This window comes from Thermotoga sp. RQ2, from assembly GCF_000019625.1.
Lineage (GTDB): Bacteria > Thermotogota > Thermotogae > Thermotogales > Thermotogaceae > Thermotoga > Thermotoga maritima.
On record NC_010483.1, the window covers coordinates 215,786 to 237,430 of the forward strand.

General features: G+C 46.2%; 25 protein-coding genes and 1 pseudogene. 11 read left to right on the forward strand and 15 right to left on the reverse strand.

The genetic code is table 11. From position 1 onward, the window contains the following. Positions 1–38: 38 nt before the first annotated feature. Entirely contained in the window at positions 39–2,597 is a 2,559-nt protein-coding gene (locus TRQ2_RS01135; RefSeq protein ID WP_004081033.1) for an FtsX-like permease family protein, read from the forward strand. Positions 2,598–2,602: 5 nt separating this feature from the next. Beyond that, complete coding sequence (locus tag TRQ2_RS01140) at positions 2,603–3,280, forward strand: ABC transporter ATP-binding protein (RefSeq protein WP_004081034.1); 678 nt, start codon at positions 2,603–2,605, stop codon at positions 3,278–3,280. On the opposite strand, the gene TRQ2_RS01145 is transcribed toward TRQ2_RS01140, so the two are convergent. Then, on the reverse strand, positions 3,244–4,197 hold the full coding sequence (locus TRQ2_RS01145; RefSeq protein ID WP_012310401.1) for a protein-L-isoaspartate O-methyltransferase: 954 nt from the start codon (positions 4,195–4,197) through the stop codon (positions 3,244–3,246). The two genes, TRQ2_RS01140 and TRQ2_RS01145, sit on opposite strands and share 37 nt — an antisense overlap. Positions 4,198–4,239: 42 nt before the next feature. Here TRQ2_RS01145 and TRQ2_RS01150 point away from each other — a divergent pair, with 42 nt between their 5' ends. From TRQ2_RS01150 to TRQ2_RS01185, 8 genes are read left to right on the forward strand one after another with little or no spacing between them, the layout of a single operon-like run. Next, a complete protein-coding gene (locus TRQ2_RS01150) occupies positions 4,240–5,466 on the forward strand; it encodes a competence/damage-inducible protein A (RefSeq protein WP_012310402.1) in 1,227 nt (408 codons plus the stop codon). Then, positions 5,463–7,478, forward strand: a complete 2,016-nt coding sequence (gene cheA, locus TRQ2_RS01155; protein WP_012310403.1) for a chemotaxis protein CheA — start codon at positions 5,463–5,465, stop codon at positions 7,476–7,478. Before TRQ2_RS01150 ends, cheA begins: the two co-directional genes overlap by 4 nt. Positions 7,479–7,483: 5 nt before the next feature. After that, positions 7,484–7,939, forward strand: a complete 456-nt coding sequence (cheW, locus tag TRQ2_RS01160; RefSeq protein WP_010865187.1) for a chemotaxis protein CheW — start codon at positions 7,484–7,486, stop codon at positions 7,937–7,939. A gap of 3 nt (positions 7,940–7,942) precedes the next feature. After that, positions 7,943–8,305: a chemotaxis protein CheY gene (cheY, locus tag TRQ2_RS01165; RefSeq protein ID WP_004081049.1), complete on the forward strand. Its 363-nt coding sequence runs from the start codon at positions 7,943–7,945 to the stop codon at positions 8,303–8,305. A gap of 6 nt (positions 8,306–8,311) precedes the next feature. Then, complete coding sequence (locus TRQ2_RS01170; protein WP_012310404.1) at positions 8,312–8,605, forward strand: flagellar biosynthetic protein FliO; 294 nt, start codon at positions 8,312–8,314, stop codon at positions 8,603–8,605. Further along, positions 8,602–9,351 (forward strand): flagellar type III secretion system pore protein FliP, encoded by a 750-nt coding sequence (gene fliP / locus TRQ2_RS01175; protein ID WP_011942906.1) that lies wholly within the window; start codon positions 8,602–8,604, stop codon positions 9,349–9,351. Before TRQ2_RS01170 ends, fliP begins: the two co-directional genes overlap by 4 nt. Before the next feature lie 6 nt (positions 9,352–9,357). After that, positions 9,358–9,624: a flagellar biosynthesis protein FliQ gene (fliQ, locus tag TRQ2_RS01180; protein ID WP_004081052.1), complete on the forward strand. Its 267-nt coding sequence runs from the start codon at positions 9,358–9,360 to the stop codon at positions 9,622–9,624. Positions 9,625–9,636: 12 nt separating this feature from the next. Beyond that, positions 9,637–10,290: a YSC84-related protein gene (locus tag TRQ2_RS01185; RefSeq protein ID WP_011942907.1), complete on the forward strand. Its 654-nt coding sequence runs from the start codon at positions 9,637–9,639 to the stop codon at positions 10,288–10,290. A 17-nt stretch (positions 10,291–10,307) separates the two neighbouring features. On the opposite strand, the gene clpP is transcribed toward TRQ2_RS01185, so the two are convergent. From clpP to dnaX, 11 genes and pseudogenes are all read right to left on the reverse strand, one after another. After that, complete coding sequence (gene clpP, locus TRQ2_RS01190) at positions 10,308–10,919, reverse strand: ATP-dependent Clp endopeptidase proteolytic subunit ClpP (protein ID WP_004081059.1); 612 nt, start codon at positions 10,917–10,919, stop codon at positions 10,308–10,310. Continuing rightward, a complete protein-coding gene (gene tig / locus TRQ2_RS01195) occupies positions 10,891–12,168 on the reverse strand; it encodes a trigger factor (protein ID WP_011942908.1) in 1,278 nt (425 codons plus the stop codon). The genes clpP and tig overlap by 29 nt, the downstream gene beginning before the upstream one ends. Positions 12,169–12,194: 26 nt before the next feature. Beyond that, positions 12,195–12,467, reverse strand: a complete 273-nt coding sequence (locus TRQ2_RS01200) for a flagellar protein FliT (protein WP_004081063.1) — start codon at positions 12,465–12,467, stop codon at positions 12,195–12,197. 5 nt (positions 12,468–12,472) lie between these two features. Further along, positions 12,473–12,982, reverse strand: coding sequence for a holo-[acyl-carrier-protein] synthase (locus tag TRQ2_RS01205; protein ID WP_004081065.1), 510 nt, complete (start codon positions 12,980–12,982; stop codon positions 12,473–12,475). Continuing rightward, positions 12,979–13,629, reverse strand: coding sequence for a tRNA1(Val) (adenine(37)-N6)-methyltransferase (locus tag TRQ2_RS01210; RefSeq protein ID WP_004081068.1), 651 nt, complete (start codon positions 13,627–13,629; stop codon positions 12,979–12,981). The genes TRQ2_RS01205 and TRQ2_RS01210 overlap by 4 nt, the downstream gene beginning before the upstream one ends. Beyond that, the gene (locus tag TRQ2_RS01215) at positions 13,626–14,075 is read right to left on the reverse strand and encodes a GatB/YqeY domain-containing protein (RefSeq protein ID WP_012310405.1); all 450 of its coding nucleotides are present in this window, start codon (positions 14,073–14,075) and stop codon (positions 13,626–13,628) included. The genes TRQ2_RS01210 and TRQ2_RS01215 overlap by 4 nt, the downstream gene beginning before the upstream one ends. A 46-nt stretch (positions 14,076–14,121) precedes the next feature. Beyond that, a complete protein-coding gene (tpiA, locus tag TRQ2_RS01220) occupies positions 14,122–14,853 on the reverse strand; it encodes a triose-phosphate isomerase (protein WP_012310406.1) in 732 nt (243 codons plus the stop codon). A 32-nt stretch (positions 14,854–14,885) separates the two neighbouring features. Further along, a complete protein-coding gene (gene pgk, locus TRQ2_RS01225; protein WP_012310407.1) occupies positions 14,886–16,085 on the reverse strand; it encodes a phosphoglycerate kinase in 1,200 nt (399 codons plus the stop codon). A 51-nt stretch (positions 16,086–16,136) separates the two neighbouring features. Next, complete coding sequence (gene gap / locus TRQ2_RS01230) at positions 16,137–17,138, reverse strand: type I glyceraldehyde-3-phosphate dehydrogenase (RefSeq protein WP_012310408.1); 1,002 nt, start codon at positions 17,136–17,138, stop codon at positions 16,137–16,139. Between the two features lie 16 nt (positions 17,139–17,154). Continuing rightward, positions 17,155–17,510: pseudogene (locus tag TRQ2_RS01235) on the reverse strand (YbaB/EbfC family nucleoid-associated protein). Between the two features lies 1 nt (position 17,511). After that, the gene (gene dnaX / locus TRQ2_RS01240; protein WP_012310409.1) at positions 17,512–18,948 is read right to left on the reverse strand and encodes a DNA polymerase III subunit gamma/tau; all 1,437 of its coding nucleotides are present in this window, start codon (positions 18,946–18,948) and stop codon (positions 17,512–17,514) included. 88 nt (positions 18,949–19,036) lie between these two features. Here dnaX and TRQ2_RS01245 point away from each other — a divergent pair, with 88 nt between their 5' ends. Next, entirely contained in the window at positions 19,037–19,606 is a 570-nt protein-coding gene (locus TRQ2_RS01245; RefSeq protein ID WP_148202884.1) for a lytic transglycosylase domain-containing protein, read from the forward strand. On the opposite strand, the gene TRQ2_RS01250 is transcribed toward TRQ2_RS01245, so the two are convergent. The 3 genes from TRQ2_RS01250 to csaB are packed head-to-tail and all read right to left on the reverse strand — an operon-like array spanning position 19,603 to position 21,634. Further along, positions 19,603–20,076 carry a tartrate dehydratase subunit beta gene (locus TRQ2_RS01250; protein WP_011942919.1) on the reverse strand — a complete coding sequence of 158 codons (474 nt, stop codon included), beginning with the start codon at positions 20,074–20,076 and terminating at the stop codon, positions 19,603–19,605. The two genes, TRQ2_RS01245 and TRQ2_RS01250, sit on opposite strands and share 4 nt — an antisense overlap. After that, entirely contained in the window at positions 20,073–20,690 is a 618-nt protein-coding gene (locus tag TRQ2_RS01255) for a site-2 protease family protein (RefSeq protein ID WP_011942920.1), read from the reverse strand. Before TRQ2_RS01255 ends, TRQ2_RS01250 begins: the two co-directional genes overlap by 4 nt. Continuing rightward, positions 20,684–21,634 carry a polysaccharide pyruvyl transferase CsaB gene (gene csaB, locus TRQ2_RS01260; RefSeq protein ID WP_012310411.1) on the reverse strand — a complete coding sequence of 317 codons (951 nt, stop codon included), beginning with the start codon at positions 21,632–21,634 and terminating at the stop codon, positions 20,684–20,686. Before csaB ends, TRQ2_RS01255 begins: the two co-directional genes overlap by 7 nt. Between the last annotated feature and the right edge of the window lie 11 nt (positions 21,635–21,645).

The window sequence follows — 21,645 nt, forward strand, 5'->3', positions numbered from 1 at the left end:
CTCCGAAGAAAATTCTAACATTTGTGGAGGGAACATCTGTGATCTTGAAAATCGCTCTGAGAAACTTCACAAAAAATTTGAAAATCTCCCTCGTTGTGATCTTAGGATTGGCAATCAGCTTGTCACTGGTAACGGGAGCGCTGTCCCTTTCGGATTCGATAAACGTGTGGAAATGGGAAAGGATAGAAGAAAACTTCGGCAACGCAGATGCCGTGGCGGAGCCAAAAAGCCCTTCCTTTCTCTTTTTCTCATTTGCAACCTCAAAAATCGACGATTCTGAAATAGAAAACCTGAAAAAACAAGTGAAAGGTGTTCTCCCGGTCTCAGAAGACAGCGCCAGGCTAAACAGCACTCTGGACGTTCTCGTGATAGCCACAGAACCGGAATACCTCTCAGATTTCGTTGGCGAGTCACTGACTTTGAATCCAGGAGAGGCCTTAGTTGGAAAATCCATCGCAGAACTGATGAACTTGAAGGTGGGAGACAGAATCACACTGCTTTTCTCATCGGGGAGTAAGGAATTCACCGTTGTAAAAATCGGTGAGAAAGGTTTTTTGAATTTCAAAGGCGAATCGGCGAGCCTCTCGGGAACTGTTTTCATCAACGTGAAAGATTTTGACGGAGTTTTTCCCACGAAGTGTTACCTTCACTACGATCTTCCGGTTGAAAAGCACGAAGAAACAACCATAGAAACAAATCTCAGGGTGAGGAATATAAAGTACAGCTTTCTCAAATCTCCGATCAACAAATCCCTTGCCTACGTGACACTCGCCTTTTCCGGTATTTCGATCTTCGTTGGTTTCCTGGTTTTTTACATGTTCTGTGAGGACGTGATAAGAGACAGGAGCTCCACACTCGTGACTCTGCGAAAGATAGGACTAAGAAAGATGGAAGAGTGGGGAATACTGCTTTTGGAAGGATTCATGTATTCTTTGATATCGGCATCAGTGGGTGTGTTGATCGGAATTTTCGTCGGAAAGTTTCTTTTGAGTCGTTTTCAGGAAGTCGTTGATGTGATCTCATCTTCGTTTTTCCACTTTGATAAAATAGGATTTCACCTTTCGATCAGTACACTTCTTCTTTCCCTTGGACTCGGGGTTCTTTTCCCGATGTTCCTTTTCTTTCTGAAAGCGAGAGAAATAACGGGAAAACCACCCATTTACAGAGAAATGAGAGAACAGCTGGATGTCTCTTGGAAACTCGTGATCTTTGCTGTGCTTTTGAGTTTCGTTCTTTTCTTCTCCGAACTTCGGGTGTTTTCTGTGGTTTTGCTGTCACTGATCATCGCCATCAAACTCAGAAATCCATTCATCATGATGGCTCTCGGTACTTTGAATCTCGGTATGGGGCTCTTTTCCAGTTTGAATCTTCAAAGTGAGAAAGCCTTCATCTTTTCATCTCTGAACAAAGGGTCCGCCATTTTCTTTGGTGTGACTCTTCTGGTTTTTTCGGTGGTTCTTCTTTCAAAAAACGTTTTCAACAACCTCATGTCCAGGGGCAATCTTTCCCTACTGATAGGATTGTCCTACGTCCAGCGCTTTCCGAAGAAAGGCATCACAGTTTCCCTGACCTTCGCTTTCCTGATTTTCTCCGTCACTGTTTTCAATATACTATCGGCCAGCGCGGACCGATTCGTTCAAGAAAAGGTGAAAGGAGGTCTCTTTGGATACAACTTTCTGGTTCTGGAAAATCCATTCAGGTCCTTGTTGGCGAAAACATCTCTTCCCGTCCACGAGGAACTGAAAGATCCTTCCAGAGTTTACCTCTACACTTTGAAAACGGAAAGAGGAGAAAAAATGATCGCTTTCGTTGATGAATCGTTCTTTAGAAACTCAACGCTGAAGCTTCTCCGGGGATCTGCGAGATCTCTGGAAGCCTCTGATACCGCCTTGATAGGAGATCCCGTTGATCTTGAAGAAATAACAGGTACTCTGAAGTCCATCCTTCCGCTCGGTGGAAGAAAAGAAGTTAAGTTTAAAGTAGCGGGGATCTACAACAAGAACGATTATCTGGTTCCGATCGACATGATTGCACCGATTTCAAACGTTCCCAGTGACGTAAAACCCCTATCCCTGCTCCTTGGAAGAGTTGAAGAGAGCAGTGCTTCCAGCGTGAAACAGTTTTACTTTTCAAAGTTTGCCTATCCTTTCTTTTTGGATGAAGAATTCAAAAAACTCTACAGCGGAATAGAGGGGCTCGTCAGCGTGATAAAGTTCATTTTCCTGTTTGGATTCTTATCCGCCTCCTCCGGGCTCTTACTCTTCGTTCTGAAATCGTATTTTTCCAGGATAAAGATAATGGGAACACTCCGTGCCGTGGGGATGAAAATAAACCAGCTGGTAGCTTCTTTCCTGATAGAACACCTTTTCTTCCTCTTCGGAGGAATACTCATAGGTACCGTCTCAGGTGTTCTCATGGGGTATTTCGTTTCAGAAGCGATGTCTGAAAGCCTCGGAACTTTCATGGTTTCCGTACCAACAGCTTCTATCCTTCTTTCGCTCCTCACAGTGATCGCCCTTGCTTCAGCCGTTATGGTGATACCGAGCCTCATGATGTCAAAACTCTCACCACTCGAAGCCATGAAGGAAGGAGAGTGAAGGCTTTGATCGAGGTTCACAATCTGTGGAAGGAATACAATGGGAAAGAGAAAGTAACAGCCTTGAAGGGTATAAATCTAAGAATAAACACGGGAGAGTTTGTTGTGATACTGGGCCCCTCCGGTTCTGGAAAGACAACGCTTCTGAATTGTCTTTCTGGTGTGGATCGCCCTACAAGGGGAACTGTGATAATCCATGGAACAGACCTGTACACGCTCTCAGAAGAGGAAAGAACGAGGTTCAGAGCGGAAAACATGGGGTTTGTGTTCCAGTTCTTCAATCTCGTTCCTGTCCTCACCGCCATTGAAAATGTGGAACTACCTCTGCTCATTCTGGGTGTGAACAGAAAAGAGGCAAGAGAACGAGCCTTCGAAATCTTGAGGAAAGTGGGGCTGGCTCACAAGTGCGACAGGTTCCCCGAAGAACTCTCCGGAGGGGAAAAACAGCGTGTCGCCATCGCGAGGGCCATCGTCCACAATCCAAAAGTCATATGGGCAGATGAACCCACCGGTGCTCTGGACAACGAGACGGGGAGAATGATCATAGATCTTCTGATGGAAATGAAGGAGAATTCCACACTGGTGGTCGTGACTCACGATGAAAGAATAGCAGAGAAAGCGGACCGGGTTATAAGAATAAGAGACGGTCAAATAGAACAGGATATATGTGAAAAAGCGTTGTAACCCACATGAAGCGTGAGATATTCGAAGCTCCTGTAGCCGCAGCTTTCCCACTGAGTTAAAAGGTTCTCTATCTCTGGAGCGTCCCCGTAGATTCTCATCCTGTCATCGAGAAACTCTACCACGCCGTTTGGCCCAGCGTAGTAGAACGTTCCATCAATCTCTGTGAGTCTCCTGGTGAGGAGATCCACCAGCTCCACGAAGATATGAGAACGTACGAGTAAGATCTCTCTGTTGAATGGAAATTCTCTCAAAAGCTTTCTGTTCCTCTCGAGAAGATTTCCGAGATTGCCCCCTGCCGTTATGAACCTGGTTTCCAGTTTGTAGTTTCCCACAAGATACGGATCCTTTTTTTTGAACAGGAAAGCGGGCTGTCTTCTTGAAAGTTTCAAATTGATAGGTACTATCACCCTCCCACCTTCTTTGAGTTGAGTGAACCACGTCTCCGGCACCTCATCCACACCGACTGTTACGAAGATAACATCGTACGGGGAAAACTCCGGAACACCGTAGTATCCATCGCCACAGACAAAAATAACGTTCTCTATTCCAAGGCGTTCCACGTTCCTTTTCGCGATCTCGCAGATTTTCCTCGAATATTCCACGGAGACCACAAGGCCTTTCTCACCCACAACTCTGCTCATCACGGCAGCGTTGTAACCCGTTCCTCCGCCTATTTCGAGGACTCTCATTCCTTTGTCCAGACCCACCCACTCCATAAACAGCGCCATCAAAGAGGGCTGACTGGAAGTGCTGTATTCTTCTCCATCATCGTAGGAAACCAGAACGATATCCTCGTAAACGTAAGAGAGTGGGTAGGACTTCGTCAGGAACTCCTCACGGGGTATTTCCAGAAAAGCCTTCGCGATGTGATCGCTCACACCGTACTTTTTAAGAATCCAAAAGAGCTTTTCTCTCATAACATCCCCCTGTGTGTTATCATATCACTGAGGAGGGATCGTATGAAGAAAGCAGCGATCATCACTATCGGAAGTGAACTGCTGGAAGGTTTGATACTCAACAAAAACGCACAGTTTCTCTGCCAGGAATTGAAGAATCTGGGATATATAGTTGTCAAGGTATCAACGGTAGGAGATGATTTGATCTCCATCTCAGAAGAAGTGAAAACCCTCCTTCTCAAGGTCGATCTACTCATCCTCACAGGAGGACTCGGCCCCACACAGGACGATCTCACCCGGGATGCAGTCGCAAAAGTGCTGAACAGGAGTCTCAAACTCAATGAAGAACTCCTCTCGAAGATAAAAGAGAAGATAAAAAAATACCATTCTGAAATACCGCAGAACATTGAAAGACAGGCTTTAGTAATAGACGGTGCCGAAGTTCTGGACAACCCTGTGGGAAGTGCTCCAGGACAACTCCTCACTGTGGATGGGAAAATCGTGATTCTCCTGCCGGGACCTCCCAGAGAGCTGATCCCCATGTTCAACGCACTGAAAGATCGATTGAGAACTCCAGATGCCCTGTATCAGGTTGTTTTGAAATACTACAGCATTCCCGAAGCCGTTCTCGAAGATCTTTTGAAAGATATTCTTTACTCCCAGAACATAGTGGAAGTAGCCACCATGGCCGATCATGTAGAAGGAGTACGACTCAGATTGACCACCCATATGAAGAACAAAGAATATCTGGACGAGATGGTGAAAAAGATTCTCGATAAGACTGGCGAACACCTCTACGGTGTAAACGACGAAAAGATGGAAGAAGTCGTGGTTAGACTCCTGAAAGACAGGAAAAAAACGCTCGCCGTTGCAGAATCCTGCACGGGTGGCATGCTCTCATCTTTGGTGGTGAACGTGCCGGGGGCTTCAGAGGTTTTCATAGGAGGTGTGGTAGCCTACAGCAACGATCTGAAAAAACACATCCTCGGTGTTAGAGAGGACACTCTCAAAAAACACGGCGCGGTGAGCGAAGAATGTGTGCAGGAGATGACAGAGGGTCTTAAAAAACTCACCGGTGCAGATATCTGCGTCTCTATCTCCGGAATAGCAGGCCCATCAGGTGGTACTCCGGAGAAACCCGTAGGTACAGTTTTCATAGATATCTTTGAACATGAACACATTACTATGAGGTATAATTTTACAGGCGACCGAAACATGATAAGAACCAGATCCGCTATGATGGCCCTGGAAAATCTCAGAAAATACTTGAAGGGGCGTGAAAGAGTATGATGGAAGAATATCTCGGAGTGTTTGTCGATGAGACAAAAGAATACCTTCAAAATCTGAACGATACCCTCCTCGAATTGGAGAAAAATCCCGAAGATATGGAACTCATAAACGAAGCGTTCAGGGCTCTTCATACCCTGAAAGGAATGGCAGGTACAATGGGGTTTTCCAGTATGGCGAAGCTCTGCCATACCTTAGAAAACATCCTCGATAAAGCCAGAAACAGCGAGATAAAGATAACTTCCGATCTCCTCGATAAGATCTTCGCGGGGGTCGATATGATAACCAGAATGGTTGATAAGATCGTCTCCGAGGGAAGTGACGACATCGGAGAAAACATAGACGTGTTCTCCGACACCATAAAAAGCTTTGCATCATCGGGAAAAGAGAAGCCTTCAGAAATCAAAAATGAAACGGAAACAAAGGGTGAGGAAGAACACAAAGGAGAATCAACAAGCAATGAAGAAGTCGTAGTTCTTCCTGAAGAAGTTGCCCACGTTCTTCAGGAAGCGAGAAACAAGGGTTTCAAAACGTTTTATATTAAAGTGATTCTCAAAGAAGGAACGCAGTTGAAATCCGCCAGGATTTACCTCGTTTTCCACAAGCTCGAGGAACTGAAGTGTGAAGTTGTGAGAACGATTCCTTCGGTTGAAGAGATAGAAGAAGAGAAATTCGAAAACGAAGTGGAACTCTTCGTAATCTCCCCTGTGGATCTGGAGAAACTCTCTGAAGCTCTGTCAAGCATCGCCGATATAGAGAGGGTAATAATAAAAGAAGTAACCGCCGTCACCGAAGAATCAGGGGCTGAGAAAAGAACCGAGAAAGAAGAGAAAACTAAAAAAACTGAGGAAAAGACTGAAAGAAAAAAGGTTATTTCGCAAACAGTCAGGGTAGATATAGAGAAACTGGACAATTTGATGGATTTGATGGGAGAACTGGTCATCGCAAGGAGCAGAATACTGGAAACGCTCAAGAAATACAACATAAAAGAACTGGATGAGAGTTTGTCTCATCTCAGCAGGATCACCTTAGACCTTCAGAATGTTGTGATGAAGATCAGAATGGTTCCCATCTCCTTTGTTTTCAACAGATTCCCTCGAATGGTGAGAGACCTTGCCAAAAAGATGAACAAAGAAGTGAATTTCATCATGAGAGGAGAAGACACAGAGCTCGACAGAACGTTCGTTGAAGAAATTGGCGAACCCCTGCTCCATCTCCTGAGAAACGCCATCGACCACGGTATAGAACCCAAAGAAGAACGAATAGCCAAAGGAAAACCCCCCATTGGAACACTCATTCTCTCGGCACGTCACGAGGGAAACAACGTGGTAATAGAAGTCGAAGATGACGGAAGGGGTATAGACAAGGAAAAGATCATCAGAAAAGCCATAGAAAAGGGACTCATAGATGAATCAAAGGCCGCTACCCTTTCTGATCAGGAGATTCTGAACTTCCTCTTCGTTCCGGGATTCTCCACAAAGGAAAAAGTCTCAGAAGTCTCCGGAAGAGGCGTGGGAATGGATGTCGTGAAAAATGTGGTGGAATCTTTGAATGGTAGCATAAGCATAGAAAGCGAGAAAGATAAAGGAACAAAAGTTACGATAAGACTACCGCTCACTCTGGCCATCATTCAGGCGCTCCTCGTCAAAGTCAACAATCTCGTCTACGCGATTCCGATAGCGAACATAGACACAATACTCAGCGTTTCAAAAGAGGATATTCAAAGAGTTCAGGACAGAGATGTGATAGTCATAAGAGGAGAAGTGATACCCGTTTACCGCCTATGGGAAGTGCTTCAAATAGAGCACAAAGAAGAACTGGAGGAGATGGAAGCGGTTATTGTGAGGGTAGGAAACAGGAAGTACGGTATCGTCGTAGACGATCTTCTCGGTCAGGACGATATCGTGATAAAATCTCTTGGAAAGGTGTTCTCTGAGGTGAAGGAATTCAGCGGAGCAGCTATTCTCGGTGATGGTAGTATAGCGCTGATAATCAACGTCTCCGGCATTGTATAACGGGGGTGAAAACATTGGCGGATGCTTTGAAAGAGTTCGAAGTTCTATCTTTCGAAATAGATGAACAGGCACTGGCTTTTGATGTCGACAACATAGAAATGGTGATTGAGAAATCCGATATAACACCTGTGCCAAAATCAAGACACTTCGTAGAGGGTGTGATCAATCTAAGAGGAAGAATCATTCCTGTGGTGAACCTTGCGAAGATTCTGGGTATTTCATTCGACGAGCAAAAGATGAAGAGTATAATTGTCGCCAGAACGAAGGATGTAGAAGTGGGATTTCTTGTTGATAGAGTCCTGGGAGTCCTGAGAATAACCGAGAATCAGCTCGATTTGACAAATGTGTCCGATAAATTCGGTAAAAAATCAAAGGGTCTTGTAAAAACCGACGGAAGGCTCATCATCTATCTGGATATCGACAAGATAATCGAAGAAATAACCGTTAAGGAGGGTGTGTAAAAGATGGGAAAGAGAGTTTTGATAGTCGATGATGCAGCGTTCATGAGGATGATGTTGAAAGATATCATCACAAAAGCGGGATACGAAGTTGCAGGGGAAGCAACAAACGGTCGTGAAGCCGTTGAAAAATACAAGGAACTCAAACCGGACATCGTCACGATGGACATCACCATGCCGGAGATGAACGGTATCGATGCGATCAAAGAGATCATGAAGATCGACCCCAACGCAAAGATCATCGTCTGCAGTGCCATGGGACAGCAGGCAATGGTCATAGAAGCTATAAAAGCTGGAGCGAAAGACTTCATTGTGAAACCCTTCCAGCCTTCCAGGGTGGTAGAGGCTCTCAACAAGGTTTCGAAGTGAAATCCCATGAGTGGGATTCTGCAGTTTCTTCTGGCTTTCGGAATAGTTCTCTTCTTTCTTCTTCTGGTTTACTATTTTGTGAAGCGGGGAACCTTCATTCAAAAGGGATCCAGCATTTCCGTTCTGGAGAGACACTACCTGGATAGGAAAACTTTCATCGCCATTGTCAGGGTAATCGATGAATACTTCGTCATTTTGGTAACAGATTCCGGTGCCACCGTCATAAAGAAACTGGAGGACTACGAAGAAAAATCTTTTTCCAGTATGTTCTTCAAAAAGCTGGGGAGAAAAATTAAATGAGAAAGCTTCTTCTGATTCTTTTGATCTTTCTTCCCCTTTTGTATTTTTCTCAGGAAATACCTTTTCCTTCGATATCCATAGGTGTAAGACCTGCCGAAGAACCAGAGGACCTCGTCGTTACTCTCGAGATCCTTCTCGTACTCACCGTTCTGGCACTTGCACCCTCCATCCTCGTTCTCTTCACCTCATTCACACGCATAATCGTTGTCTTTTCACTCTTCAGAAACGCTCTTGGAACGCGTCAAACTCCTCCTAACCAGGTTATGATAGGTCTTGCCCTTTTTCTCACATTTCTCATCATGCAGCCCGTCTGGAACGATATCTACAACAATGCCATAACGCCGTATTTGAACAAAGAAATAGGCTATCAGGAGATGTTTCAACGGGTAAACACCCGTATAAGAGAGTTCATGATCAACGAACTGAAGAATCACCACAACGAGGATAACGTTTTCATGCTCGCGAAAAACTCCGGCATTGAAATCGCAAAAATCGAAGAAGCACCGAATGCCGTTCTGATACCAGCCTTTGTTCTGGGAGAACTGGAAGTTGCCTTCAAAATGGGAGTTGTTCTTTACGTGCCTTTCATAGTGATAGACATGATAGTGGCCAGCATACTGTTAGCGATGGGAATGATCATGATACCTCCGGTTTTCGTTTCTCTGCCCTTCAAAATTCTCATTTTCGTCATGGCAAACGGCTGGGATCTGCTTGTAGAAGGGCTGATAAAGAGTTTTGCGAGGTGATTTGCCGTGACCATTGAGGTCTTTCTGGATATAATGAAAAGCGGAATAAGTCTTCTGCTGGAGATCATCGTACCACCCCTCGTTGTGAGTCTCATCGTGGGGCTTGTGATCAGCATCTTTCAGGCCGTCACTCAAATCCATGAGCAGACGCTGATGTTCGCTCCAAGAATAATTGTGCTGTTTCTCACGATCCTGTTTCTGAGCGGCTGGATGGCGCAGAAAATCCTCGACTTCTTCAGTGAAATGCTTCAGAAGTACTTCCAGATGATCTGAGGAGGTGATGAGGTGAAACGATTCCTCGTTGCTTTAACGATCCTCACATCTTCGCTGTTTTCTTTCGCAAGTGCGCTTGATATAATCGATGAATCTTTCCTCGCGCTGAAAGAGTTTCTCGATCAACCTGATAGTGGTGCGTTTCTCTCACTTCTCGAGAGGGCCAGGGGCATATTCATCGTGCCCAAATACCTGAAACTCGGCTGGGTACTGGGGGGACAGTACGGCCAGGGAGTGCTTTTGAAAAGAGACCCAGAGACGAACACCTGGTACGGCCCTCTGTTTGTGAAAATGTACGGATTGAGCTTCGGTCCGCAGATAGGATTTCAATCAGTTTCTCTCATAGCCGTCATCATGGAAAATGTCGATGCCTTCGCCGAAGGAAACATCACCCTGGGAGGATCACTGAGCGTCGCGGCGGGACCCCTTGGAAGAAGACTCAGCGCCGATTACAATCTTGACGCTTCCGTCTATTCGTATTCAATAGCACGTGGGTTCTACGCGGGTTTTTCCTTAGAAGGGGCAAAGATAGACGTCGACTTAGATCTCACAAGGGAGTACTACAACGTGTACAGAATCGAACCTGAAGAAATACTGAGAAGAGAAGTCTCGGGAAGGGCAGAAAAGATCGTAAACCTTCTGAACGAAAAATTGACAGAAGAATAGGGCACCTTCCGGTGCCCTTACTCTCTTGTGCTGACGACTTTATCGACTATCCCGTACTCTTTCGCTTCTTCTGCACTCATGAAGAAATCTCTGTCTGTGTCTTTTTCTATCTTTTCAATCGGCTGTCCCGTGTGTTTACTCAGAATTCTGTTGAGAAGATCTTTTATTCTCAGAAGCTCTCTCGTGATGATCTCCACATCCTTGGCAGGTCCCTCAGCACCACCGAGCGGCTGGTGTATCATTATTCGAGCGTTCGGAAGCGCGTACCTTTTTCCCTTTGCACCGGCTGCGAGGAGCACAGCCGCCATGGAAGCCGCCTGTCCTACACATATGGTTGAGACATCACACTTTATGTACTGCATCGTATCGTAGATAGCGAGTCCCGCCGTCACAGAACCTCCGGGGGAGTTTATGTAGAGGTAGACGTCTTTATCCGGATCCTCCGCCTCAAGAAACAGAAGTTGAGCTATGACCAGGTTTGCAACATAGTCGTCTATGGGGGATCCGAGGAAAACTATTCTGTCCTTTAGGAGCCTCGAGAAGATGTCGTAGGCTCTCTCGTACCTTCCCGTAGACTCAACGACTATGGGAACGTATTGATCAATTATCTTCTTTTCCTTCACTGTCATCACCCTCTCCTTTTGGTTCAACCACTTTCACCTTGACTTCCTGAAGTAACAGATCGAGCACTTTTCTTTTCAGAATAGCCCATCTCAATTCTTCTCTGAGGTCCTGCCGTGCTTTGACAAGGCTCTTAGCACGATCAGGAGAGATTCCCCAGAAAGGAGCGAGTTCCTCCGCTTCTTTCTCGAGTTCCTCATCGTTCACGCTGATCCCCTTCTCCTGTGCGAGAACCTCTATCACTCTGTCTCTCTTTATGTCATCCAGAATTCTCTCCTTCAGTTCTTCTCTGAATTTCTCCTCGCTCTCATACGAACTCACGATCTGTTCGTACCTTCCTTCTCTCTTCAACCTGTTGATTGCTTCGTTAACGAGTATCTCCAGAGTCCTATCAGATATCTCGATCTCCACAATTTCAGGGAGTTTCTCAAGAAGTTGCTCTCTCATGCTCTCTTTCATTTCCACATCGTAGATCTCTTTTCCCTCTTTCTTCAGAGATTCTTTCAGCTGTTCCAGTGTTTCGAATTCGTTGTTCACTGACTTTGCAAGTTCATCACCGATCTCTGGAAGGGTGCGTTTGTACACTTCTTCCACTTCGAGCTTGTATGTGTACTTCTTTCCCTCGTACTCCCTCTCAATTTCCACAACGTCGCCTTTCTTCTTTCCCACGAGGTCTTTCACAAAGGGTCTGTCTTCGTCCTCACTTATCACGTATTCGTATTCACGAGAGGTGAGTTTTTTTTCCTCCTCGTTGTACACTTCCATGTTCACTCTCACGAGATCTCCCGCTTCAGCGGGTCCTTCTTTGGGCTCGAGGAGAGCGTGACTTTCTCTGAGATCCTCTATTCTCCTTTCCACGTATTTTTCCAGGACCTTTTCCTCGTCCACTTTTTCCACTTCTATCTTCGAAATGTCACCTATTCTCACTTCCGGTTCTTCATGAACCTCCACCACCACTCTGGCAGTGACGTCCTTCAGTTCTCTTTCGGTCACTATAGGAGACAAAATGAGCTTTCTGTCTTTGAGCGTGTCTGGTATGAGGTCCATGAGAAAGTCGAGCGTGTACTCCTGAAATTCTTCACCGAGCTTCATCTTCAGGACATTCTTTGGGATTCGTCCTTTTCTGAATCCTGGAATCTCCACTCTCTGGTTCAAGTACCTGACCGCTTTGTCCTCGGCCTGCGCGATCTCTTCTGCTCCAAAAACGTACTCCAGCACAACTCGGTTTTTGTCTCTTTCAAGCTCCTTCACTTCCATTACTGTTCATCCCTCCTGTCGTGTTTTTATCCTCTCCCTAAGGTATCTCCTCTGGTCCATATGTTCTTTTGAAGAGACGATCTGGCTTCTCTGATAACATTGATCTCCTGAAAAAGCGCTGTCTTTCTCTTTTCGATGATTTCCAATCTTTTTCTGTCCTTTTCAAGGATCTCAGACAGTTTGTCCTTTGGGAGTCCTTCCATCAACTCTTTCCTTTTATTCAAAAGAGAAAGAAGCGTTTCATAGTCTTCCTTCTCAATCGCTTCGTCTATTTTTCTTTCTATCTCATCGATGTTCATTTCTCTCACTCTCCGATGAGGATGTTACCATACCTCACAAGCCTGCAACCCGAGCTTTCCAGCAGTTTCTTCAAAGTAAACGGTGGGAGTGAAGTCTCTATCTCCCACCCTTCGACTGACCTTTCAAGGACTTCGAACCTTTTCCTCAAAAAGCTTTCGTCACCTTCTACAATGATATCACCTTTTCTTTTTTCGAGAACAACAAGAGCCACAGCGAATCTATCGTGAGAAAGTGAAACATGAGCGTAGTTGAAGAAGCCGAAATCCTTATGAACGCACAGAACTGGTTTCCCGTTGCTTTCCAGAAATTCCACATCCGTGAAGCTGTGCCCATTCAAACCCGTTCCCAGAGCCTTGAAAAAAGCTTCCTTTAGAGCGAATCTCCCTGCAATGAATTCCCTCCTGCGCTTTCTCGTCAGGAACAGTCTCTTCTCTGATTCACCAAGGATTCTTTCTGCGAATTTTTCCGGAACTCTTTCTACCTCCAGAACATCAATACCCACACCGACTATCATGAGAGAATCACCGGAGGATCTACAATCAATCCCCTTTTTCCGTTTTTCCTCAATCTCAAAAGAACAAGAGTTGCAGCCTTTTCAATTTTACCATGGACAAAACACATTCTCTTGGGCTCCAGTCTGAAAGACACAAACATTTCCAGCCACTCCATGAGGTTCTCCGGTGAGAGAACGTAGACGGCCGTTCCTCCATTTTTCAAAAAACGAAACGTCGCCTGGACGAATCCTTCTATGTCTCTCCTTTCGATGCTCCGGGTAGAAGCTCTCAAGCGGTTGGGGCTCTTAACCTTTGTGTGATGAGGAGGATTCGAAACAACCATATCGAAAGATTCCGGAGGAAAGGAAAGTTCTTCCACAGAGGAGTTCACGAAAGAGACTCTTTCTTCGAGTTTGTTCAACGAGATACCTTCGAGTGCTTTTTCGTACAGCTCCTTTTCTTTTTCCACTCCGACCACTTTCACGTTGTAGAGCTTTGCGAGGGCAAAACTCACCGTTCCCACACCGCTTCCAAGTTCAAGAACGCTTCTGACGTTCTTAGACGGCCTCGTGTACCACACAAGAAGAGAAGAAGCGTGAGTGGGTCTGTGCTGAGGTCCCGCGTCCACTATTTCGACACATCTGATGATATCGGGGTCGAACTTCATAACGATTCCAGAATCTCTCTGACCATCTTGTTCACAAGTTTTCCATCCGCTCTTCCCTTCACCTTTGGCATCACTACCTTCATGACCTTTCCCAGATCCTTTGGGGAAGACGCACCCACCTCGTTTATCGCTTCCATGACGATCTTTCTTATCTCGTCCTCCGAAAGTTGTTTTGGAAGGTACGACTCTATGATTTCCAGTTCCTTTCTTTCCGCCTCCGCGAGTTCTTCTCTACCGTGCTTTTCGTACTCCTCTATAGCTTCTCTTCTTTTCTTGGCTTCCCTCATCAATGCTTCCGTTACTTCTTCATCCGTGGCTTCCTTCATCTTCTCCACTTCCAGGTTCTTCAAGGTTGTGAGTATCATACGAAGGGTGTTCACCCTCACCATGTCCTTGTTTTTCATTGCTTCTTTCAGATCTGACATTAGTTTCTCCTTTAGAGACATGTCCGAATACCTCCTCCCAAAAATCGAGACCCCGCGGGGCGGGGCCTCAGGAAATCACACCTCTCATTATTCGTGCAAGTTCTATGAAAGACTCTTTGAGACTCGCTCCTCCAACGAGACCGCCATCTATATCTTTCTGAACAATGAGACCGAGGAAATTGTCCGGTTTTATGCTTCCACCATAGAGAATCCTTATCGATTCAGCCGTTTCCCCATCGTACATCTCCGAGAGCAGCTTTCTTATGAACGCGTGTACTTCCTGTGCTTGCTGTGGTGTCGCCACCCTTCCTGTCCCGATTGCCCAGACTGGCTCGTAAGCTATTACCACTTTCTTTGCTTCCTCTTTGTCGAGACCGTAGAAACCTTCTCTCACCTGTTTTTCCACAACACAGAAAGTGAGTCCTTTCTCTCTTTCCTCGAGTGTTTCTCCAACGCAGAGAATAGGAGTCATACCTTTTTCAAGCACCGCTTTCACTTTCCTGTTTATGAGCTCGTCGTCTTCTTTGAAAATGCGCCTTCTCTCGGAATGTCCCACGATCACGTATTCAACGCCGATCTCTTGCAGCATGAGAGGAGAAATCTCCCCGGTGAACGCTCCCTGGTCTTCGTAGAAAACGTTTTGAGCTCCCAATTTGATGTTCCTACCCGAGAGTATTTCCCCTACTTCAGACAGAGCAGTGAACGGGGGACAGACCACTATTTCGAACTCTTTCACGTCGTGAAGCTCGTTCACAAGTAGCGACACAAACTTTTTCGCTTCCGCGATCGTTTTGTGCATCTTCCAGTTTCCAGCGAGGATCAGCTTACGTGTTATTTTTTTTTATCCGCGATGCTGGCGATGCCAGGAAGTTCTTTCCCTTCAAGGAATTCGAGCGAAGCTCCTCCACCCGTTGAAACGTGGGAGAATTTGTCTTCCAGACCGAACTTGTTCACCGCCGCTGCGCTGTCTCCTCCACCCACAACGGTGATCGCTCCCTTTTCCGTGAGCGCTGCGATCGCAAGTGCGACCTGCTTCGTGCCTTCAGCGAAATCGTCTATTTCGAAGACTCCCATAGGCCCGTTCCAGACAACGGTTTTTGCATCGGAGAGCTTCTGCTTGAAGAGTTCTACTGTCTCAGGTCCGATGTCGAGTCCCATCCATCCTTCGGGTATTCCGTCGTCGATTCTGACAACCTTCTTTTCCACACCGGGTTCGATCTTCTGAGCGATAACGGCATCAACGGGAAGAACGATCTCAACACCTTTTTCTTTCGCTTTTTCGAGGAGTTCTTTTGCAAGGTCGATCTTGTCTTCTTCAACCCTGGACGATCCAACCTCTTTGCCAAGAGCCTTCAGGAAGGTGAACATCATGGCTCCACCTATGAGAATTCTGTCGGCTTTCTCCATGAGGTTCGTGATGACGCCGATCTTGTCAGATACCTTTGCCCCTCCAAGAACCACAACGTACGGTTTTTCTGGATTATAAGTCACCTTGGAAAGGAACTTTATCTCTTTTTCCATGAGGAATCCCGCTACGCTGGGAATGAACTGCGCAATCCCAACGTTGGAAGCGTGCGCCCTGTGCGCTGTTCCAAAGGCATCGTTCACGTGGATATCGGCGAGGCTAGCCCAGAACTTTGCAAGTTCAGGATCGTTCTTGGTCTCTCCCGGGTGGAATCTGGTGTTTTCAAGGAGGAGAACCTCTCCCTCTTTGAGCTCCTCGACGGCCTTTTTCACCTCGTCACCGACAACAGCGGGAACAAACTTCACTTCTTTTCCAAGAAGCTCAGAGAGTCTTTTGGCGACAGGTGCGAGGCTGAACTCTGGTGAAGGTTCTCCCTTGGGCCTTCCAAGATGGGACAGGAATATCACCTTTGCCCCCTGTTCAAGAGCGTACTTTATCGTTGGAAGGGCGGCTCTTATTCTCGTGTCGTCCTGAACGACCCCATCTTTCACTGGAACGTTGAAGTCCACTCTCATTATGACTCTCTTGCCTTTCAGATCAACATCTCTTATGGTCATTTTTTCCATGTTCGCACCCCCTTTTTGAGTCTGAGAAGGGCGGGAAAACCCGCCCGTTCTTCACATCTTGAGGAGCAATTCGAGTGTATCGACAACTCTGTTGCTGTATCCGTACTCGTTGTCGTACCAGGAAGCCACCTTCACGAGCTTTCCACCGATAACGTTGGTGATTGTGGCATCGAAGATACCGGAGAACGTCGTTCCAATGATGTCGCTGCTCACGATGGGTTCATCGTTGTATCCGATGATTCCCTTGAGTCTTCCCTCTGTGGCTTCTTTCATGACAGCGTTGACTTCTTCAATCGTGGTTTCCTTTTCGACCAGTACTGTGAGATCGGTGATGGATCCGTCGGGAGTTGGAACTCTGAGAGCGAGACCATCAAGTTTGCCCTTCACTTCAGGAACAACGAGTGCAACTGCTTTTGCGGCACCCGTGGTTGTTGGGATGATGTTTACCGCAGCTGCTCTTGCCCTTCTCAGATCTTTGTGAGGCAGGTCGAGAACTCTCTGGTCGTTCGTGTAAGAGTGAACAGTCGTGAGCATTCCGCTGACGATTCCGAACTTCTCATGGAGCACCTTCACGATGGGTGCGATGGAGTTGGTTGTACAGGACGCACAGGAGATGATGGTGTGTTCGGGTTTCAGCTGGTCTTCGTTACAACCGATAACAACGGTGATGTCTTCTCCCTTGGCGGGCGCTGTGATGATGACTTTCTTCGCTCCAGCCTGCAGGTGAAGTTCTGCCTTTTCTCTGTTTCTGAAGACACCGGTGGATTCGATCACGAAGTCAACACCGAGGTCCTTCCAGGGCAGTTTCGAAGGATCGGGTTCCGCGAAGACCTTGATCTCTTTTCCATCGACGATCAGAGAGTTCTCGGTGTACTCGACTTTACCGGGGAACTTCTTGTGAACGGAGTCGTACTTCAGAAGGTGTGCAAGGGTCTTGGTGTCTGTCAAATCGTTAATAGCCACTACTTCGATGTCGGGATTCTTTCTTTCGTAGATGATCCTGTAGACGAGCCTTCCTATCCTACCGAAACCGTTAATAGCCACTCTTGCCATGCTCTTTCCCTCCTTCTCACATCAATCCTGGTATTCCAAATTGCTGAGTTATTTTGCTCATCTCCTCTTCACGGCGTTTCTCGATCTTTTCCATGACTTCGTTCATTCCCGCTATCAGAAGATCCTTCAACGTATCGAAGTCTTCTTTCAAATCCTCGTCTATTTCTATATCCTTGACTCTCCTATCACAGGTTGCAACGATTCTGACGGCCCCTCCACCAACGGAAGCCTCCACTTCTATCTGTGAAAAACTCTCTTCGAGTTCCTGGATTTTTTCTGGAGCTCCTCCTGCATTCTGGCGAAGTCCTTCAAAATCTTTTCCTGCTTTCCCCCACCCAGACTCTTTCCACCAAAACTCTTGATCTTTTTCAAATTATCCCTCCTGTTCAAACAATCTCAGGATCTTCTGAGAAACCTTCTCGATTGTTTCTTCTTTTCCCATCAGTCGAAGTTCAACTTCTACTTTTTTCCCGAGTTTTCTGGAAAAGATGTTTTCCAGCTCAGGCAGTTTTTTCTTCATCAACTCGTAATGCATAGCTTTCGATGAATCAAAAGAAATAATCACCTTTTCTCCGTCAAACTGCACCTCTGAGAGGCTGAGAGCGACAAAGATAGAGAGATCGCCCTTTTCTTTCAGTTCTTCCATGAGTTCTTTGAAACGTTTCTCGAACTCGCTGTCTTCCTGTTTTTCTTCTTTTGCTTTCACTGACTCTTTCTTCTCTTCTTTCTGCTGCACGTTTGAATTGTCGTTTTTTTCTCTGACATCGTTTTCCTGAACGTTTGTGGTGGAGAACCTCGTCGCTATGTAAGCCGAACCCACTTTACAGACGAGTCGTTTTTCTTCGGCGAACTTTATCTCTCTCAGAAGATTCAGAAGTTGTCTCGAAACCTGAACTATATCGTTCGCTGAAACCTGGTAAACCCCTCTCTCCCTTTCCAGGTCTTCGACCAGATCCTCGACCGCTTCCTGAATGAGCACCTCGTAGTCCTTCCCGCTGTAATAGACGTCGTCGAGAACGGTGAAGACCCTTTTCACATCACCTGAAAAAATGGCGTTCACGTAATCGCGAACAACCTGTATCGGTATCAACCCGAGCGCTCTGTGTACCGTCTCGAGATCTATCTTTCCTTCCGAGAACTTCCACACCTGTTCGAGCATGGTGAGCGCGTCTCTCAATCCTCCAGAGGCCCTTTTTGCGATGAAACTCAGGGCTTCCCTGTCTATCTCTATTCCTTCAGCCTCCGCAACTTCCTGGAGCCTCTTTTCGATGAGCTCGTCGGGAATGTTTCTGAACTCGAAAACCTGACATCTCGAGATGATCGTGGGAGGAACCTTCTCAAGGTTTGTCGTTGCCAGCACGAACACGACGTGGGAGGGAGGTTCTTCGAGTGTTTTGAGAAGCGCGTTGAAGGCTTCTTTCGTGAGCATGTGAACTTCGTCTATTATGTAGACTTTGTATTTGCCTTCCATCGGCCTGTATCCAACGGCGTCTCTGATTCTTCTGATCTCGTCTATTCCTCTGTTGGAAGCCGCGTCGAGTTCTATCACGTCCATGAAAGTTCCCTCGTCTATCTCTCTGCAGGCTCTGCAGGAGTTGCAGGGTTCAACTCCCTTTCTGTTTTCACAGTTCAGTGATTTTGCGAGAATTCTGGCAAGAGTAGTCTTCCCCGTTCCCCTCGGACCGGCGAATATGTATCCGTGGGCCACGCTGTTCTTCTGAATAGCACCGATTATTGCCTTCTTCACATGATCCTGATCGACAACCTCAGAAAAAGTCTTTGGTCTGTACTTCCTGTAAAGAACTTCCACAGAATCCCCCCGTGTTATAATCAAATTGCATCCAGCTCTTATTATACCAGAGGAGACATTAAGAATGATTGAACAGAGGAGGAAAATCGTGAAAAAAATAACTATCCTGATCCTGGTGCTCGTGGTGATTCCTGTTTTTTTGAGCACCGTTCCTTCTGAAAACAATATTTCCTTTCGCGAGATCAACTCCATCGCGGTGAAGGAATGGTTCAAAGAACTGGTCAGATCAAGAAGAGCCTCCTACAAACTGAAAAGCGATGAAGAATTCCTCGAAGACCTGTGGAAAACGATAAACAACGTGGCAAAAGAGACGAATTTCGATCCTATTCTCATAATATCCGTCATAGATGTGGAAAGCGACTTCAGAAATGTTGTGGGCTTGTACGGAGAACTCGGCATGATGCAGATAAAGAAAGAGACGGCGGAGATGGTGGCGAACTTGTACGGTCTGGAAATCCCAGAGTCAGGCTGGACAGAGCTCGTGTGGAACTACCGGTTGAACATAAAGTACGGAGCCCATTATTTGAAGTACCTCTTCGACAAATTCAACAACTTGAGACTGGCACTCGAGTACTACAACGGTGGAAACAGCAGAAAGTCCTACGCACGAAAGATACTGGAAACGTACGAAGAGTTCAAGAAAGAACTGGGGATCTAAACCTTCGAGTAGACCTTGCCGGAAGAGTCCTGTACCACACGGAGAATCAGCTTTTCCACTTCCAGTTCCTCGAGTTTCTTGTTGTCCGGAGTTTTATAAATCACCCTCCTCGTTCCCATGACTTCTTCGAGGGGCTCGAACACCACCCTGGAAAACCTCTTCGTTGCAGAAAAAGGATGCACTTTCTCCAGAATCACGCCGTTCACTCCCAAGAGAAAGAGTTTTTCCAGGAGCTCTTCACTCATCTCTTGAAACTGAAGCTTGTTCTTCCTGAACGTTCCCAATACCGCTATTTCTCCCGTCAGATCGTAGAGCTTTGTTCCTTCGTATCTTTCGTATTTTTCAAGGACGTCCACAACGCTTCTGTCCATAACAACGATCTTTCCCGTGTAGTAGACAACATCTCCTGTCTTCAACTTTCTTATGACGTTCAGAGACACGGGATATCTGAGTACTATCAAAAGAATCACCTCACGATCATCCAGACAAAACCATCGATGAACCTCACAAAGGGATTCATAACGAGTGGTATTATCCAGAGCACGAGCAGAGCGATCATGAAGAGAACCCCGTACACCTCGTATTTTACCAGCCACTCCATATACTTGTCGGGAAGAAGAGAAGCGAGAATCTTGCTTCCATCGAGAGGAGGTATGGGAAAAAGAGAAAAGAGCGCGTACGTGAGGTTGTACTTTGCGGCCTTCACCATGAGAAACCACCAGAAATCCTCCTCGGGAAGATGCGAGGCGATCAATCCACAAAGAAAGAAAAGGATGAAGCTAACGGCAGGACCGAGCAGCGAGATTTTCAAAAGATCCTTCTTTTTGTTTTTGAGCTTCCAATAGCGAATGGGCACGGATCTCGTCCACCCGAACTCGAAGAGGATGAAAGAGATCGTTCCCAGTGGATCGAGATGAACAAAGGGGTTCAGAGAAAGCCTTCCGGCCTGTTTTGGTGTGGTATCACCGAGTTTGTAGGCTACAAAGCCTTTGATGTACTCTCTGGGAGTAGCGACTATGAGCACTGCGAGAAACCCTGTGAGTATGTTGCTCAGTGTGGGAACGATTATCCTCATGTTCACCATCCTTTCAGGACTCCTTTCAGCATCTCCTTCATCTCGATAGCGTCGTTTTTCATTTTCTCTTTCAGCTTCAATTCTTTCTTCAACACAACGGGAACCTTCAAAGAGATTTCCAGAGGATCTCTCTTTGAAAAGAAATGATCCTCTTTTGTGTATCTTGTGAAAAATCTTCTCGCTTTTTGACAATCGACGATAATGAACGGTACTTCGAAATACGCTGCCACAAGCGCCGGGTGGAACCTCTCCGTTATCACAATGGACGAACTCACTATCTCTTCGAGCAAGTTCTCTCCATTTCTGAGAGGTGGAAGATAGGAGTGATCCCCTGGAAAAGCCGTTGATATGACAAAGTCGTTGATTCCCTGATCCTTGAGGCTCTTCAATATATACGACACATCCATCGGAGATTTCAGGAAAAACACCGCTTTCTTTTCGGTATTTCTTTCCATATCGGACTCCATGAGGTGGATTATAGCTGGATCCGTTCCGAGCACCGCATTTCCACCAATCATTTTGATGTACCTGTAAGAAGCAGGATCGCGAGCTATGAAAACAGTCCTTTTATCTTTGAAAACGTCCCACACGAGCTTTTTTGAAAGCTTCCTTCTCAACGGTCCCACGCTGTTTCCAAAGAATATGAGAGGTTTGTTCATGAGAAGTGAAGCTTTTGAAAGAGAGTAATAGTAGAGAAGACTCCGGAAACTGGTAACGTCCTGAAACAATCCCCCTCCACCCGCTATGGAAACTTGAGATTTCTTCAAAAGAGAGAGTATCTTGAGCGAATATCTATCGACAGAGGTGATCCCCATGGATTTTTTCCCCTTCGGCAGGGGTGTGTATATGGTCCCGAATCCCAGCTCTTTCAGAAGATTCACACACGCCTTGAACATCAATTCATCCCCGAAGTTGTCAAAGCCGTAGTATCCCCAGAGAAAGGCCGTTGCCAAGGAAAATCACC